The 15,463-nt window shown below is 66.1% G+C and carries 15 protein-coding genes; 9 read left to right on the top strand and 6 right to left on the bottom strand.

Annotation, left to right across the window (positions count from 1 at the left end; all coding sequences use genetic code 11):
• The first annotated feature begins 16 nt into the window (after nt 1-16).
• Genes pcaB through AC1DMA_RS04170 form a run of 4 tightly spaced genes read left to right on the top strand, consistent with a single transcriptional unit; the run spans nt 17 to nt 3,619 of the window.
• Entirely contained in the window at nt 17-1,228 is a 1,212-nt protein-coding gene (gene pcaB / locus AC1DMA_RS04185) for a 3-carboxy-cis,cis-muconate cycloisomerase (protein ID WP_478143321.1), read from the top strand.
• On the top strand, nt 1,225-1,647 hold the full coding sequence (locus AC1DMA_RS04180; protein WP_478126720.1) for a carboxymuconolactone decarboxylase family protein: 423 nt from the start codon (nt 1,225-1,227) through the stop codon (nt 1,645-1,647). Before pcaB ends, AC1DMA_RS04180 begins: the two co-directional genes overlap by 4 nt.
• The gene (locus AC1DMA_RS04175; protein ID WP_478126719.1) at nt 1,644-2,858 is read left to right on the top strand and encodes a Bcr/CflA family efflux MFS transporter; all 1,215 of its coding nucleotides are present in this window, start codon (nt 1,644-1,646) and stop codon (nt 2,856-2,858) included. The genes AC1DMA_RS04180 and AC1DMA_RS04175 overlap by 4 nt, the downstream gene beginning before the upstream one ends.
• The gene (locus tag AC1DMA_RS04170) at nt 2,855-3,619 is read left to right on the top strand and encodes an alpha/beta fold hydrolase (RefSeq protein WP_478143320.1); all 765 of its coding nucleotides are present in this window, start codon (nt 2,855-2,857) and stop codon (nt 3,617-3,619) included. The genes AC1DMA_RS04175 and AC1DMA_RS04170 overlap by 4 nt, the downstream gene beginning before the upstream one ends.
• A 31-nt stretch (nt 3,620-3,650) precedes the next feature.
• On the opposite strand, the gene uraH (AC1DMA_RS04165) is transcribed toward AC1DMA_RS04170, so the two are convergent.
• Genes uraH (AC1DMA_RS04165) through AC1DMA_RS04150 form a run of 4 tightly spaced genes read right to left on the bottom strand, consistent with a single transcriptional unit; the run spans nt 3,651 to nt 6,425 of the window.
• Nucleotides 3,651-4,004: a hydroxyisourate hydrolase gene (gene uraH / locus AC1DMA_RS04165; protein WP_478143319.1), complete on the bottom strand. Its 354-nt coding sequence runs from the start codon at nt 4,002-4,004 to the stop codon at nt 3,651-3,653.
• Between the two features lie 39 nt (nt 4,005-4,043).
• Nucleotides 4,044-4,535, bottom strand: coding sequence for a hydroxyisourate hydrolase (gene uraH / locus AC1DMA_RS04160; protein WP_478143318.1), 492 nt, complete (start codon nt 4,533-4,535; stop codon nt 4,044-4,046).
• A gap of 13 nt (nt 4,536-4,548) precedes the next feature.
• On the bottom strand, nt 4,549-5,094 hold the full coding sequence (uraD, locus tag AC1DMA_RS04155) for a 2-oxo-4-hydroxy-4-carboxy-5-ureidoimidazoline decarboxylase (protein WP_478143317.1): 546 nt from the start codon (nt 5,092-5,094) through the stop codon (nt 4,549-4,551).
• On the bottom strand, nt 5,091-6,425 hold the full coding sequence (locus tag AC1DMA_RS04150) for an MFS transporter (RefSeq protein WP_478143316.1): 1,335 nt from the start codon (nt 6,423-6,425) through the stop codon (nt 5,091-5,093). The genes uraD and AC1DMA_RS04150 overlap by 4 nt, the downstream gene beginning before the upstream one ends.
• A 170-nt stretch (nt 6,426-6,595) precedes the next feature.
• Here AC1DMA_RS04150 and AC1DMA_RS04145 point away from each other — a divergent pair, with 170 nt between their 5' ends.
• The 4 genes from AC1DMA_RS04145 to AC1DMA_RS04130 all read left to right on the top strand — a co-directional run bounded on the left by AC1DMA_RS04145 (nt 6,596) and on the right by AC1DMA_RS04130 (nt 11,166).
• Nucleotides 6,596-7,570, top strand: coding sequence for a LysR family transcriptional regulator (locus AC1DMA_RS04145; protein WP_478143315.1), 975 nt, complete (start codon nt 6,596-6,598; stop codon nt 7,568-7,570).
• A gap of 31 nt (nt 7,571-7,601) precedes the next feature.
• Nucleotides 7,602-8,276: a DsbA family oxidoreductase gene (locus tag AC1DMA_RS04140; protein ID WP_478143314.1), complete on the top strand. Its 675-nt coding sequence runs from the start codon at nt 7,602-7,604 to the stop codon at nt 8,274-8,276.
• A gap of 90 nt (nt 8,277-8,366) precedes the next feature.
• Complete coding sequence (locus AC1DMA_RS04135) at nt 8,367-9,944, top strand: DUF1800 domain-containing protein (RefSeq protein ID WP_478143313.1); 1,578 nt, start codon at nt 8,367-8,369, stop codon at nt 9,942-9,944.
• A gap of 10 nt (nt 9,945-9,954) precedes the next feature.
• Nucleotides 9,955-11,166, top strand: a complete 1,212-nt coding sequence (locus tag AC1DMA_RS04130) for a DUF1501 domain-containing protein (RefSeq protein ID WP_478143312.1) — start codon at nt 9,955-9,957, stop codon at nt 11,164-11,166.
• A 16-nt stretch (nt 11,167-11,182) separates the two neighbouring features.
• On the opposite strand, the gene AC1DMA_RS04125 is transcribed toward AC1DMA_RS04130, so the two are convergent.
• Nucleotides 11,183-11,668, bottom strand: a complete 486-nt coding sequence (locus AC1DMA_RS04125; RefSeq protein ID WP_478143311.1) for a RidA family protein — start codon at nt 11,666-11,668, stop codon at nt 11,183-11,185.
• A 48-nt stretch (nt 11,669-11,716) separates the two neighbouring features.
• The gene (gene acpA, locus AC1DMA_RS04120; protein ID WP_478143356.1) at nt 11,717-13,906 is read right to left on the bottom strand and encodes an acid phosphatase; all 2,190 of its coding nucleotides are present in this window, start codon (nt 13,904-13,906) and stop codon (nt 11,717-11,719) included.
• 234 nt (nt 13,907-14,140) lie between these two features.
• On the opposite strand from acpA, the gene AC1DMA_RS04115 reads away from it, so the two are divergent.
• Nucleotides 14,141-15,457, top strand: coding sequence for a cytochrome-c peroxidase (locus AC1DMA_RS04115; protein WP_478143310.1), 1,317 nt, complete (start codon nt 14,141-14,143; stop codon nt 15,455-15,457).
• Nucleotides 15,458-15,463 lie beyond the last annotated feature (6 nt).

The raw sequence follows: 15,463 nt of genomic DNA, 5'->3' as shown, positions 1-15,463 counted from the left end.
CATCACAGCATTCGCCATGAGCATCTTCGAGGGCTTCCTCTCCACATCCGAAACGTTGGCGGCCTTCAGCGACCGCAATTTCGTCGACGCGATGCTTCGCTTCGAAGCGGCACTCGCGCGCGCGCAGGCGCAGATCGGGCTCATTCCCGAATCGGCCGCGCATTCCATCATCGGCAGCTGCAAGGTCGAACTGTTCGACGTCGCCAAGATCGTGCGCGAAAGCGGCCGGGCGGGCAGTGTCGCGATACCGCTGGTCAAGAGCCTGAAAGAGGCGGTGAGCCTTTTCAACGCCGACGCCTTGCCTTACGTGCATTTCGGCAGCACCAGCCAGGATGTGATCGACACCGCGATGGCGCTGGTCACGCGCGAGGCGATGACGCTGATCGAGACCGACCTCACGCGCGCCGCGCAGGCGTTGTTGCGCCAGGCTGAGCAGCACGCGACCACGCCCATCCTCGCGCGGACGCTGATGCAGCCGGCCTCGGTGACGAGCTTCGGCTTCAAGTGCGTCGGCTGGGCGGCGCCGCTCGTGCGCGGCCGCACGCGCATCGCCAAGGCCTCGCGCAACGCACTGCACGTACAGCTCGGTGGCGCCGTGGGCACCTTGGCGCAAATGAAGGGCGAGGGCCCGCAGGTGCGCCGGCTCATGGCCGAGGAACTGGGGCTCGGCGATCCGGGTGCGACATGGCATACGCAGCGCGACGAATGGATCGCGCTGGGTTGCGAGCTCGGCCTCATGGTCGGCAGCCTCGGCAAGATCGGCAGGGACATCGCGCTCATGGGCCAGTACGAGGTCGCCGAAGTGGCGGAGCCCAGCGAGCCCGGCCGCGGCGGCTCGTCGGCGATGCCGCACAAGCGAAACCCGGTGGCATCGATGGTTGCCATTGCCGCTGCGCAGCGCGCGCCGCAACGCGTGGCGGCATTGCTGCAGGCGATGCCGCAGGAGCATGAGCGCGCGCTCGGCGCCTGGCAGGCCGAATTGGCCGAATGGCCTCAGTTGCTGATGTCGGCGCATGGCAGCGTGCGTGCGCTGGCCGGGGCACTGCCTGGCCTGCAGGTGGACGAAGCGCGGATGCGTTCCAATATCGACCGGCTGCGCGCCGAACTGCCGCGCGATGCCGCAGACCAATGGTTCGATCCGGCGCTGGCCGGGCCGGCCGGCGAGACGGCACTGGCACAGGTGTTGGTGTTGCAGGCTGAACTCAACTCTTCCCAATCTTCAAGATGACCACTCCTTCCACTCCGGCCGGCGACTATGAATCCGGCCTCGTCAATCGTCGCCGCGTGCTCGGCGACGCCTGGGTCGACAAGTCGCTCGCGAATCGCAATGAATTCAACAGCGAGTTCCAGGCGCTGATCACGCGCCACGCCTGGAATGACATCTGGGGACGTCCGGCGCTCGGAGACAAGACCCGCAGATTCATGGTGCTGTCGATGATGCTCGGCATCCACGCCTACGAGGAGTTCGCGATGCACGTGCGCGCGGCGCTCGATGGGCCGCCCGAGTCGCGCCTCACGCCCGATGACATCAAGGAAGTCATCATGATGGCCGCCATCTACTGCGGCGTTCCCGTCGCCAACCATGCGTTCGGCATTGCAACGGGGATCCTGCGCGAAAAAGGTCTGCTCGCAGACGCCTCGAAGTGAACGGAGCCGCCGCGCGCAGCGGCATCTCCTTCGCGCTGCTGTTGCCCTTGCTGCTGGCGGCCCAGCCGGTGGCCACGGACAGCTACTTGCCGGCATTGCCGGCGATTGCCCAGGACCTGGGCTCGGCCAGTTCGAGCCTGACGGTCTTCGTGCTCGCCTTCGGGCTGGGCCAGTTGCCCTGCGGCCCACTGTCCGACCACTTCGGTCGCCGCCCCGTGCTGCTGACCGGCCTTGCGCTCTACGCGTTGGCGGCGCTCGGTTGCGTGCTGTCGCCCGATATTCCGATGCTGGTCACCTGTCGTGCGGTACAGGGCTTTTCGATGGCGGCCATCCTCGTGTGCTCGCGCGCGGCGGTGCGTGACTTGTATCCGGCGCATGAGGGCCCGCATGTGATGGCGCGCGGGTTGACCGGTCTGGGTGTGGTCGCACTCGCAGCGCCAGTTCTGGGCGCGTATGCCGTGCAGGGGCTGGGCTGGCGCTGGGTGCTGGGTGGCATGGCCGTATATGCGCTGATCCTGTTCGCGATGTGTTTTCACGGCTTCAGTGAAACGAGGGTGAAGGCAGCGGGCCCAAACGCGGCAAAGGGCAGTGTGCGCGAGGTCTTTGCCAGCCAGAGCTTTCGCGCGTGGGCATCGCTCGCTGCCGCCACCTACGGCGGGCTGTTCTGCTTCCTGCTGCTGTCGCCGATGGTCTACATCAGCTATCTCGGGCTTTCGCCCGCGTTGTACGGATGGATTCCGGCGGGCGGATCGCTCGTCTACATCTTCAGCACCACGCTGTGCCGCCGTTTGCTGACGCGCAGGGGAGCGGTGCGCACGGTGCAGCTCGGATCGCTGCTCAGCCTCGCCGGCCCCCTGGTGCAAGCGCTGGGTTGCTGGCTGCTGCCGTTGTCGGCTTGGCCGCTCCTGCTGGGGCACGCAATCTATTGCATCGGGCACGGCATTCACCAACCTTGCGGACAGGCCGGCGCTGTCGGCGACTTGCCGCATCTGGCCGGTCGCGCCGTCTCGTGGTCGGGTTTTGCGATGATGGCGGTTGCATTCATCGTGGGCCAGATCGCCGCAAGCTTCGTCAATCCGCAATTCAGCCATGGCGCCTGGCCCATGGTGGTGCCGATGGCGCTCGCGGGCGTCGTGCTGGTGCTGATCGCCCATGCCTGGCTGCCGCGCTTGCCCTTGCCCACCCATCCACATCGAAAGGAAACACCATGACCCGCTTGAATATCGTCCGCGAGGGCAGCGGCCCCATCGTCGTGCTGAGCCACGCTCTGGGTTGCGACCTGCGCATGTGGGACGGCGTGGCCGCGCAGCTCGCCCGCGCGCACACGGTCGTGCGATACGACCATCGCAACCACGGCGGCTCCGAAGTGGTTGCCGGTCCGCTAACGATCGAGGACCTCGCCGACGATACGGCCGAACTGATTGCGCGGGAAGCGTCGGGCGAGCCCGTGCACTTCGTCGGGCTGTCCATGGGCGGCATGACGGCGCAGGCGCTGGCTCCCAGGCATCCGAGGCTGCTCAAGAGCGTGGTCATTGCCAACTCGGCCGGGCACTATCCGGACTCCGCCCCCTGGCGCGCGCGCGTCGAGATGGTGGAAGCGCAGGGCATTGCGGCGATCGCTCCTGGCGCGGTGGCGCGCTGGCTCACGCCCGAGTTCGTATCGACGCCAGAGGGCGCGGAAGCCGGCCGCGCCCTGAATCAGACGCTGCTGGCCTGCGATGCCAAGGGCTACATCGCGAGCTGCAACGCGGTCGCCGCCATCGACTTTCGCGAGAGCAACCGGCGCATTGCCGTGCCGACGCTGGTGATCGCCGGCACGCGCGACGAGGCCACGCCGCTCGCGCTGTCCGAAGACATGGTTGCAGCCATTCCAGGTGCGCGTCTCGCGACGATCGATGCGGCCCACCTGAGCGCGGTGGAGCGGCCGGTCGAGTTCACGCAACTGCTGGTGGATTTCTGGCGCAGCCTTTGATTTCCGCCCGCGCCGGAAGCACGCCGGGCGATCAGCTCCCGCGATAGGTCGAGCAACTCCAGGGCGTACACAGCATCGGCACGTGGTAGTGCTGCTGCGCGTCGAAGATCGCGAAGCGCACCGGCACCGTGTCCAGAAATTGAGGATCGCTTTCGGCCCCCGGCTGGCGCCGGAAATATTCGCCCACGTGAAAGACCAGTTCGTATTGCCCGACGCGAGCCGCGTCGGGCGCGAGCACCGGCTGGTCGGTGCGGCCATCGCTGTTGGTGGTGATGCTCTTCACGAGTTTCCAGCCGTCGCCGTCGCGTACCGAAAAGTCGATACGCATGCCGGCGCCGGGTCGACCGGTGCCGCTGTTGAGTACATGGGTGGAGATGCCGGCCATGATCGTTTCCTTTGATGGGTTTGAGCGGCTGGCAGCTGCTTAGCTGCCGCGGTAATACGAGTAGCCCCAGGGAGTGAACAGGATCGCGAGGTGGATCCGTTCCGCCGGGTCGACGATCTGAAAGCGCACCGGCACTTGCGACAGAAAGTTCGGCTTCGGCAGCGTTGTTCCGCGCGCCGCAAAGTAGTCGTCCAACTGCAGCAGCAGTTCGTAGCGTCCGGGCTTGTAGCTTTGGTCGACAAGCAACGGGTCGTCTGTGCGGCCGCCGCGGTTGGTTTCGAATTTGCGCAGCACGCGGTAGTCACTCCCGTCGTGCATCCACAACTGCACCTTCATGCCGGCCCCGGGCGAACCATTGTGCGTGTCGATAGCATGCATCGTCAGCCGCGGGCTCAATGCACTTTGCGACACGGGGGCGGTGGTCAACCCAGCCGGCGCGTTCTGGGCGACGGCGCTCGTGGCGAGGCTGCCTAGCACGAGTCCTGCGGGCAGGAAGGCGCGGCGGGTGAGGATGGGGGAGGGAGAGGTCATGGTGTCGTGTCTCCTAGGCGAGAGGCGCCGCCAGCAGCCTGCCGAGACGCAGCCGCGTGATGATGGCGATCTGGTCCAGCGCGGCTTCGATTTCGGTATCGGTGTCGCGCTCGGTGCGTGCGCGCAGCGCATCGAAAATCTGCGCACGGGTGTTCGCAAGCACGGCGATCACGAACGGAAAGCCGTGCTTCGCGGCATAGGCGGCATTGAGAGCGCGCAGCGTATGCAACTGCTCCCGGCTGAGCGCATTCAGCCCTGCCTGTTCGGCCGTCGAATGCCCGGTCATGGTGCCGGCCTGGGCTTCCTTGCCGGCAAGCTCAGGGTGCATGCGCAAGAAATCGATACGCACTTCGCGCGATGTCGCCCGCACGACGCGAATCATTGCGCGATGCAGTTCGTCGATGCTCGCGAACGGGAGCTCGGCCCATGCGCTGGCCGCGACCCAGGGCGAATGCTCGAATATGCCGCCCAGCGCGGCGACGAAGCGCACGCGGTCGAGTTGATTGATGTCGCCGAGCGTGAACGCCTGCGCACCGGCGGAAACCAGCACGGCGCTCATGCGGCCACCGCCTTCTTCGCGAAGCGCGGGACGAACGCAATGATGAGGATCGCAGCGCAGATCTCGACTGCCGCGACGATGTAGAGCCCCGGCGAGAGCAGCCCGGTCGATGTCTTGATGGCGCCCAGCATCGACGGCGCGCCGAAGCCTGCGAGATTGGCGATCGAGTTGATCAGCGCCACGCCGCCCGCCGCTGCTGCGCCGGCCAGGAAGCGGCCGGGCAACTGCCAGAACACAGGGATGGCGCTCATCGTGCCGACGATGGCGAGCGTCTGCGCGGCCAGCGTGATCATCGGGCTCTGCTTCATGAACAGTGCGGTGAGCGCAAGCCCGACCGCGCCGAGCGTGGCCGCAAATGCGCAGTGCAGCCGGCTTTCCTGGTGCCGGTCGGAATGCAGGCCGTTGTAGACCATGCCGACTGCGCCGCACAAGTACGAAAAAGCCATGATCCAGCCCACTGTCGCCGGGTTGGTGAAGCCCACCTCCTTGACCACCGAAGGGCCGAAGAAGGTCAGCGACGAATTGGCCGCGATGATGCAGAAGAAGATCAAGATCAGCAGCCACATCCGGCGGTCCTTCAGCGAGGCGATGAGGCTCTCTTCGCGATGGCCGAGCGCCTTGTTGTCGCGCGCCATGTCTTCATGCACGAGGCGCCGCTGTTCGGCCGTGAGCCACTTGGCTTGCTCGGGGCGGTCGGTCAGGTAGAACCAGGTCACGAAGCCGGCGATCACCGAAGGAACGCCTTCGATCAGGAACACCCATTGCCAGCCCGACCAGCCGTTCAGGCCGTGCAGGTTGTTCATGATGCTGCCGGCCAACGGGCCGCCGATCACGCCTGCAATCGCCGATGCCGACATGAAGATGCCGAAGGCCTTGGCGCGCCGTTCGCTCGGGTACCAGTAGGTCAGGTAAAGAATGATCCCGGGATAGAAACCGGCCTCGAACACGCCCATCAGGAAGCGCAGGAAATAGAACATTGCCGGCGTGCGCACGAACATCGTGGCCACGCAGACCACGCCCCAGCCGATGGTGATGCGCATGAGCGTCTTCTTGGCACCAATGCGCTGCAACAGCAGGTTGGACGGCACTTCGAAGAAGAAGTAGCCGAGAAAGAAGATGCCCGCGCCAAGCCCGTAGACCGCCTCGCTCCAGCCCAGTTCGTCGAGCATGGTGAGCTTGACGAAGCCGACGTTGACGCGATCGACCCAGGCTAGCACCCAGAGCGCGAAGATGAAGGGAATGATGCGCCATGTGATGCGGCTATATGCCGCATCGAGCGCGCTGGCCGGCGCACTCGGCGCGGCGTGTTGCGGGACTTCCAGGGTGGCCATGAACGAACTCCTTGGCGGGTCAATCGGAACAATCGGATCGATGAGCGACATCGAAGGGGCGTTGATGGATTGGGCCAGCCGGCACCCCCGCGTGTCGATACCGCCGCGGCATGCGAATCGCTATAGACTGCATCGGACATATCGATAGACAGGGACTACGGGAAAACACCATGCAACGTGGCGTCGATCTGCTCGACGGTCATCTGCTGCGCGTGCTCGCCACGGTCGTGGAAGAGCGAAGCGTGTCGCGCGCCGCGGCCCGCCTGCGCCAGACGCAACCGGCGGTGAGCGGATCGCTCAAGCGCCTGCGCGAAATCTTCGGGGACGCGCTCCTGGTTCGCGATGGCACGGCGATGGTTCCGACAGCCCGCGCCGCCGGTCTTGCCGCGCAGGCTCGCCGCGCGCTCGGCGAACTCGAAGCGCTGCTGGTCGAGCCCGAAACTTTCGTGCCTGCGCATGCCGAGCAGCGCTTCAGGATCGCTTCGCCCGACTACATCGCACCGTCCTGGATCTCGCGGCTCGCGCAACATCTGAGCATCGAGGCGCCGCGCTGCCGCATCGAGCTGCGGGCGCTGGGGCCGACCTTCGATTTCGAGCGTGCGCTCGGCGACGACGAGCTCGATCTCGTCATCGGCAACTGGCCGTCACCGCCCGAGCACCTGCACATTTCGCTGTTGCTCGAAGACGATCTGGTCTGCCTCGTGGCGCGCGACCATCCGCTGGCGCAAGGGGCCACACAACTGAGCGAAGCCGACTACCTGGCTGCCGGCCACGTCGTGCCGGTGCCTTACGCGCTGGCGCAGCGCGGCGTCGTGGAGACGTACCTGGCCGAACGCCGGCTCGGGCGCGACGCCCGCGTGCAGGTGCCGTACTTCGGGCTCGCCCCTTCGATTGCGGCGAGCACGCAATTGATCTTCACGACCGCGCGCCACTTCGCCGAATACCACGCCAGGCTTCTGCCGCTGGCGCTCCTGAAGGCGCCAGAGGGATTTCCGCGCATGCGCTTCTATCAACTCTGGCACGACCGCGCTCACCATTCGGCGGCGCATCGCTGGCTGCGCGGGCTGGTCGCGCAATTCGGGCGCGAACTGGCAGCGCCTGCGACGGCGCAACATCGGGAGGGTGATCCCGCACCCGAAGGTTGAAAAGCCGCGCGGGCGGCCGCATCATCGGGGGATGCCTACCCGACTCCACATCGATTTCGTGTCCGACATCTCGTGCCCTTGGTGCGCGGTCGGGCTTGGCGCGCTCGAAGCCGCTCTCAAGAAAGTTGCCCCCGAAGTGACCGCCGAACTGCACTTCCAGCCTTTCGAGCTGAACCCGCAGATGCCGCGCGAAGGGCAGGACGCCTTCGAACACCTCCACGAGAAGTACGGCTCCAGCCGCGAGCAGCAGGCGCAGTCGCGAGAAGCGATCCGGGCGCGCGGCGCCGCGGTCGGCTTCGAGTTCCGAGCCGAGGGTCGCGCCCGGGTCTACAACACCTTCGATGCGCACCGGCTGCTCCATTGGGCCGAGCTCGAAGACGTGGCGAAGCAGGTCGCCTTGAAGAAGGCGCTGCTCAAGGCTTGCCACACCGACGGGGAGAACCCTTCGGATCCGGAATTGCTCGTGCGCCTCGCGGGCGAAGCCGGCCTCGATCGGGAGCGTGCCCGCGCCATCCTGCAAAGCGACGAGTTCGCAGCCCAAACCCGCGAACGCGAACGGCTCTACACCGACGCCGGCATTCATTCGGTGCCCGCCATCATCATCAACAACAAGCACCTGATCTCCGGCGGTCAGCCGGTGGAAGTGTTCGAGCGCGCCCTGCGGCAGATCGCCGGTGCGGTGCCGCCCAGTGTTGCGGTGGCCTGAGCGCGAGGGCGTCGTGTAAAGAAGGTCAACCGGCGACGGCGCCAGCCGGTTGAGTGAGGCAGCCCCGCTTCGAATGGGCATGGAGTCCGCATGAGGGTCGCCCGATCCGCCGCTTCCGCGCTGGTGCTCACAGGTGTGCTGGCACTCACAGGTGTGCTGGCGCTTGGCTCTTGTGCGATGCCATCGAGCCGCGGACCGTTGCCCAAGGTCAGCGCGCCTGACGAAGCCGCGCAACTGCGCTGGCTCGATCGCCTGACCTGGGGCGCTGACGCCGCCACCGAAAAGCAGCTCGCACATGCAGGCCTCCCCGCCTGGCTGCGAGACCAGTTGCACCCCGCGCCGGCCGCGCTGCCGCCCGAGGCTCAGGCGCGGATCGACGCGATGACGATTTCCCGGGTGCCCCTGGAGGAAACGGTCGCCTCTCTCGCCGCCCAGCGGCGCGCCCTCGACACGCTGGCCGACGACGACCAGCTGAAAGAAGCGCGACGGAGCTACCAGCAGGATCTGACACGCCTTGCACGCGAGGCCCAGGAGCGTTTTCTGCTGCGCGCGCTCTATTCGCCCAACCAGCTCCAGGAACAGATGACTTGGTTCTGGATGAACCATTTCAACGTGAACGCCCGCAAGAACAACCTTCGGGCGCTCGTGGGCGACTACGAAGAGACGGCGATCCGTCCCCACGCGCTGGGCAGGTTTCGCGACCTGCTGGGCGCAACGGCGCATCACCCCGCGATGCTCGGCTACCTGGACAACGCGCAGAACGCCGCAAACCGGATCAACGAAAACTACGCGCGTGAGCTGATGGAGCTGCACACCCTGGGCGTCGGCGGCGGCTATTCGCAGGTCGACGTGCAGGAACTGGCGCGCGTGCTGACGGGGGTCGGCGTGCGCAGGCGCGCACCTGACGCGCCCGCGCCGAACATCCGCCCCGAACTGCGCGGCGACTACGTCCAGCAAGGGCTTTTCGAGTTCAATCCCAACCGTCACGACTATGGCCCGAAAGTGCTGCTGGGCCAGCCGATGACCCAGCGCGCGCTTGCCGAAGTCGACGAGGCACTCGATCGACTGGCGCGGGCGCCCGCGACGGCGCGCTTCATCTCGCGCAAGCTGGCGATCTACTTCGTTGCCGACGATCCACCGCAAGCCTTGGTCGACCGCATGGCTGGCACCTTCCAGCGCACGGACGGAGATATTGCCGCCACGCTGCAGACGATGTTCGAGTCGCCCGAATTCACCGCATCTCTCGGCCAGAAGTTTCGCGATCCGGTGCACTACGTGATCGCGAGCGTGCGCCTGGCCGACGACGGACGGGTCGTGACCAACGTGAACCCGATGATCGGCTGGCTCAACCGGATGGGCGAGCCGCTGTACGCCCGCGAGACGCCGGACGGCTATTCGCTGACGCAGGACGCCTGGGCGAGCGCGGGGCAGATGACCACCCGCTTCGAGATCGCCCGTGCCATCGGTGCGATCGGCGCCGTGCTGTTCCGCGGCGATGACGGTGCAGCAGGCGAAAAGCCGAAGCCGCCCCGTCTGGCAGATTCGCCGACCGTGAAAGCGGCTTTGCCGTCGATGAGTGTTGACACGCGCGAAGCACTGGCGCAGGCGAAGTCTCCGCAGGAATGGAACACTTTCCTGCTCGCATCACCCGAGCTGATGCACCGTTGAAGGAGCCGACATGCAGCGACGCGATCTCCTCCAACTGCTCGCAGCGACATCGGCCTGCGCCTCGGCAGGCCGGCTGATGGCGGCGCCCGCGGCCGGCGGCGCGAAGCTGCTGATCGTCTTTTTGCGTGGCGCGTATGACTGCGCCAACGTGCTGGTGCCGGTGTCGAGCGATTTCTACTATGCGTCGCGCCCGAACATCGCCATTGCGCGGCCGGGCCAACCGAACGGCGCGGTTTCGGTCGACGCCGACTGGGGCCTGCATCCGGCGCTCTCCACCAGCGTGATGCCGCTGTTCCAGAAGAAGCAGGCCGCCTTCGTTGCTTTTGCCGGCACGGACGATCTCACGCGAAGCCATTTCGAAACGCAGGATTCGATCGAACTCGGACAGGCGCTGGACCGGCGCCGCGACTACCGCTCAGGCTTCCTGAATCGTCTGGCGGGTGTGCTGGGGGCAGGCCCGGTGACCGAGGTCGCGCCGATCGCCTTCACCAACCAGTTGCCGATCGCGCTACGCGGTGACGCCAAGGCGGCCAACATGGCGCTCGCCGGCGTCGGGCGCCAGGGCATCGACGAGAGCCAGAGCAAGGTGATCCAGGCCATGTACCGGAACACGGCGCTGGCGCAGCCCGTGGCGGAAGGGTTTCAGGTGCGCGACGAAGTGCAGCGCGCGGTACAGGCAGAAATGCAGGCGGCGAGCCGCGATGCAATGAGCGCCAGGGGCTTTGAACTCGTCGCGCGGCGCATGGCGCGGCTCATGCGCGAGCGCTTTGACGTGGGCTTCGTCGACGTGGGTGGTTGGGACACGCACGTGGGGCAGGGCGGTGCAACGGGCTATCTGGCGAATCGCCTGGACGAGCTCGGGCGCGGGCTGGCCGGCTTCGCAACGGAGATGGGTGACGACGCGTGGCGTGACTCGGTCGTCGTGGTCATCAGCGAATTCGGCCGTACCTTCCGCGAGAACGGCAACCGTGGCACCGATCACGGCCATGGCACTGTCTACTGGGTCATGGGCGGCGGACTTTCGGCGCAAGCAGGCGGTCGCGTGCTCGGCGAGCAGGTGGCGGTGACGCAGGATCGTCTCTTCCAGAACCGCGACTATCCCGTGCTCAACGAATACCGGGCAGTGTTCGGCGGCTTGTTCCGCAGGATGTACGGGCTCTCACCGGCGCAACTCGGGCGGGTCTTCGACGCGGTGCCGCCGAAGGACTTGGCACTCGTCTAGCGTCGACAGCCAGTCGCTAGTCCCGAAGCTCGACCTCACCCTCGACTTCGACCGGAATATCGAAAGGCAGCTCCGCCACCCCGATCGCACTGCGCGCATGAGCGCCGGCTTCCGGTCCGTAGAGCTGGATGATGAGGTCTGAGAACCCGTTGATCACAGCGGGCGTCCTGTTGAAGCCAGGCGCCACGTTGACCATGCCGAACACGCGCACCCACGTCGAGATGCGGTCCAGGTCGCCGAGCGCCCGCTGCAGGCTGCCAAGGACGGCCAGCGCCGTGAGTCGCGCCGCCTCGTAGCCCTGCTCGAGGGTGAGTTCTCGCCCGACCTTGCCCCGTGGCTCCGCCACGCTCCCCACGGGCGTTTGAGGCCCGTGCCCGGAGATCAGCACGCGGCGGCCCACGATGCGAACCCAAGGAAAAGGCAAGGCCACGCCCGGTGGCAGCGAGAGCGGCGGTGGCAATGACAGGCCGAGCGATTGGAGCTTCTGTTCGATGCGCGACATGGCCGCAGATGCTACGCCGCTCGGCGTCTCTTGGGATGGACCTGCCGACTACTTGTTGCTGAAGTTCAGTGCGGCCGTCAGGTCGCCCATCGGCTTGCCGCCGTTCTTCAGCAGCGCCGCGTCCCGTTCGACCAGCCCCGGCAGCGGCGGCAGCGACCAGCGGTGCGTGATGAAGCGCAGCGTCGACGCTGTGTCGTACTGCGTCTTGTCGACGAAGCCCTTCTTGGCATAGGGCGAGATGATCAACGCCGGGACGCGCGTGCCGGGACCCCAGCGGTCGCCCTTCGGCACGGTGGCGTGGTCATAGAAGCCGCCGTTTTCGTCGTATGTGACGACGACCAGCATGTTCTTCCATTGCGGGCTGGCCTGCAGCTTGGCGATCACGTCGGCGATGTGCGCGTCACCATCCGTGATGTTGGCGTAGCCATTGTGCTGGTTGAGATTGCCCTGCGGCTTGTAGAAGGCCACGGCAGGCAGCTTGCCGGCGGCGGCATCCTTCAGGAAGTCGGCGTCGAAATCCTTCAGGTGAGCCGCGCGCACGTCGGGGTGCGCGACCGGATCGAACTCGGCGTAGTAGTTGAAGGGCTGGTGGTGAAACTGGAAGTTCGGCGTCACCGCTGCCGCAGGCGCCGCCGGATCGGTGGAAGGGAACTTGCGGTCACCTTCGGCGGTGGCCGTGGTGCTGTTCCATGCGCCGCCGTACCAGGCCCAGCTCAGGCCCTTCTTGTCGAGCAGATCGCCGATGGTGGCCTGCGTCTGCGGCGGCAGCGTGTTGGCCTTGCTTGCATCGGCGTAGAGCTTGGTCGTGTCGCCCGCCGCGGGTGCGTTGCCGCTCGGCTGATAGGGCGGCTGCATGGTGTTGACGGCATAGAACATCCCGCTCGCATCCTTCGGCGTGAGCGTGTTGTCGTTCTTGTAGACGGGCGCGCCGCTGAGCACCGATGCCGGCGAAGTGGCTGCGGGCGTCAGCCGGACGAAGTTGCCGTTGGCATCGACGTCGATGGCCGAGATCGCGCCCTTGGCTGGCGACGTATCGGCATCGGCGTTGGGGTAGGTCGGCGCACAGGCGCAGACCAGGTACTGGTGGTTCAGGAACGAGCCGCCGAACGCCCCCATGAAGAAGTTGTCGGCCAGCGTGTATTGCTGAGCGATCTTCCACAACTGCATCTTGCTGCCGTCGAAGTAGCCCATGCTCAGGCCGCCCGCATCGGAATAGGCGGCGAACTTGTCGTTCTTGCCGCCGTTGATCTGCATCTGGTTGTTGTAGAACCGGTGGACCAGATCGCGCGTGATGGTCGATTGGCCGACCATGATCCCGGTGTTGAAGAAGCCGGCCGAATCGTCGATGCGGAACATCTTGTTCGGCATGCCGACGGTCTGCGCCTGCGTGATGGTGACCGCTTGGCCGGCGATCGTCACGCCGCTCCAGACTGGCGGCAGCGCGGGCAGGGCAGCGCCGTCGAAGTCCTTCTGGGGTTCCGGATTGCTCGGGGTAGAAGTCGGATTGACGCCCGGAATGCCGTTCGCGCCGCGATAGAGGCCGTAGAGATTGTCGAAGCCGCGGTTCTCGGCGTAGATGACGACCACGTTCTGGATCTTGTCGAGTGCAAGGCGGTTGCGCAGTGCCTGGACCACATCGCCGCCCGAGCCTGCTTCGGCAACGGCTTCGGCGATGCGTTCGATGGCTTGGTCGATCTCGGCCTGCAGCAGGCCCTTGACGCCCTTGTCGTCGATCTTGTTGTGGTCGGCCGTCAGTTGCGCTTCACTCACGCCCAGGCGCTTGGCGAGGGCGGTGCGCGCGGCGGCGAGGTCGCCGCCGTTGTCATCCATGATCGCGACCAATTCGGTGCTGATGGCGCTGATCACGTTGTTTGCGCCCGAAGGTGCGCGAAACACCAGGGGCTGCGTCACGGGGCTTTCTACGCCGCTCGCGGGGTCGAAGCGCTTGCTCGACGTACCGATCTCGGCCACGACAGCGCCTTGTCCGGTCAGCTTGAAAGCGCCGTTGGCATCCGTGGTCGTGCTGGCTTCGTTGCCGTCGCAGTGGCCGTTGTTGTTGGCGTCGATGCAGACCTTGGCATTGCGGTAGTAGCTGCCGGTGACCACGCCCGAAGTGGTGGCCGTGCCGCCCGTGCCGACCGGCGCGACGCCGAAGCCCGACCCTCCGCTGCCGCCACCGCACGCGGCGACGACTGCGGCCGCCACGATCGAGATGGGCCATGGAGAAAGGCGAACCATCGGGTTGCGCACGATTCGCGCCAAAGTGGCACGGGAAGTTGCAGAGCTTTTCATCATGTGTGGAGTTATGAGATGTCGATGAGTCCGGCGAACACCGGCGGCCGAGATGTTGGCCGCGCTGCATGACAGCTTGATTGCAGGCGAACGATGGCTTGCCGGTGAAGTCACGTGGCTGTCATGTTCGATGCCTAAGCTGCGCGCGGTCTGCCCCTGTTTCGCGGGGCCGCGTCTGCAATGCGCATTTCAAATCTGTTCCGGTCGATCCGAATCCGGCTGGGTGTTCTCACGCTGGCATGTGTCGCCCTTGCCGCCTGCGAGCGGGCTGCACCGACCGCTCCTGTTGCACATCCCGTGTCGCCGGTGCCCGCGTATGTCGGCGCAACTTACGCACCGGTGCCTGGCAAACCGCAGCCCACAGCCGCCCAACTGACGGCGCTTGGGCGCAGGATCTTCTTCGATCCGTCGCTGTCGGCATCGGGAGCGCAGTCGTGCGCCAGTTGCCACGATCCGCAACATGCGTTCGGTCCACCCAATGCGCTGTCGGTGCAATGGGGCGGCGCTGACGGCCGCACGCAAGGCCCGCGCGCTACGCCGTCGCTCCGCTACCTCGAGACGCTCACGGCGTTTTCGGAGCATCACCATGACAACGACGGCGACGACAGCATCGACGCCGGCCCGACGGGTGGGCACATGTGGGACGGCCGTGCCGGTTCGGCGCACGAACAGGCCGGGTTGCCGCTCCTGTCGCCGGCAGAGATGGGCAATGCCTCGATCGACGAGGTCTCTGGCAAGCTGATGCGCGGGGCCTATGCAGACGAGATGCGCACTGTCTTCGGCGCCGAAGTATTCCAGGAGCCAGGGGCGGCATTCCGCGCGGCGGGCTTGGCGCTTGAAGTCTTTCAGCAGTCGCCCGCCGAGTTCTACCCCTTCACGAGCAAGTACGACGCAGCCCTGCGCGGAGAGCAAAAGCTGAGCGCCGCCGAAACGCGCGGCCTCCGGCTCTTCAAGGCCGACGACAAAGGCAATTGCGCTTCATGCCACCTCAGCGACCGCACGGCGGACGGCGCGTTTCCCCTCTTCACCGACTTCGGCATGATCGCCATCGGCGTGCCGCGCCATCGAGGACTCGCAGCGAATGCCGACCCGAACTATCACGACCTCGGCCTGTGCGGGCCCATCCGAACCGACCTCAAGGACCATCCCGAATATTGCGGCTTGTTCCGCACGCCGAGCCTGCGCAATGTCGCGGTGCGCCAGGCGTTCTTTCATAACGGCGTCTTTCATTCGCTGGAAGACGCGGTGCGCTTCTATGCGCAGCGCGACACCACGCCGGAGCGCTGGTACGGGCGCGATGCCAAGGGCAAGACGCAGCCTTTCGACGACTTGCCGCCCGAATACCGCGGGAATATCAACACCGATCCCCCTTTCGGCCAGAAGCGCGGGGGCAAGCCGGCATTGACGGAAGCGGAGATTCGCGACGTGGTCGCTTTCCTGAAGACGTTGACGGATGCCGATTTGCTGCCCGCGGGCGATCATCCGGCGAAACCGTAGGCGTTT

The sequence above is a fragment of the Variovorax sp. 05N34 genome, from assembly GCF_056397405.1.
Note: the sequence above shows the minus strand (reverse complement) of the source record. Positions and strands in the feature narration are given on the sequence as shown.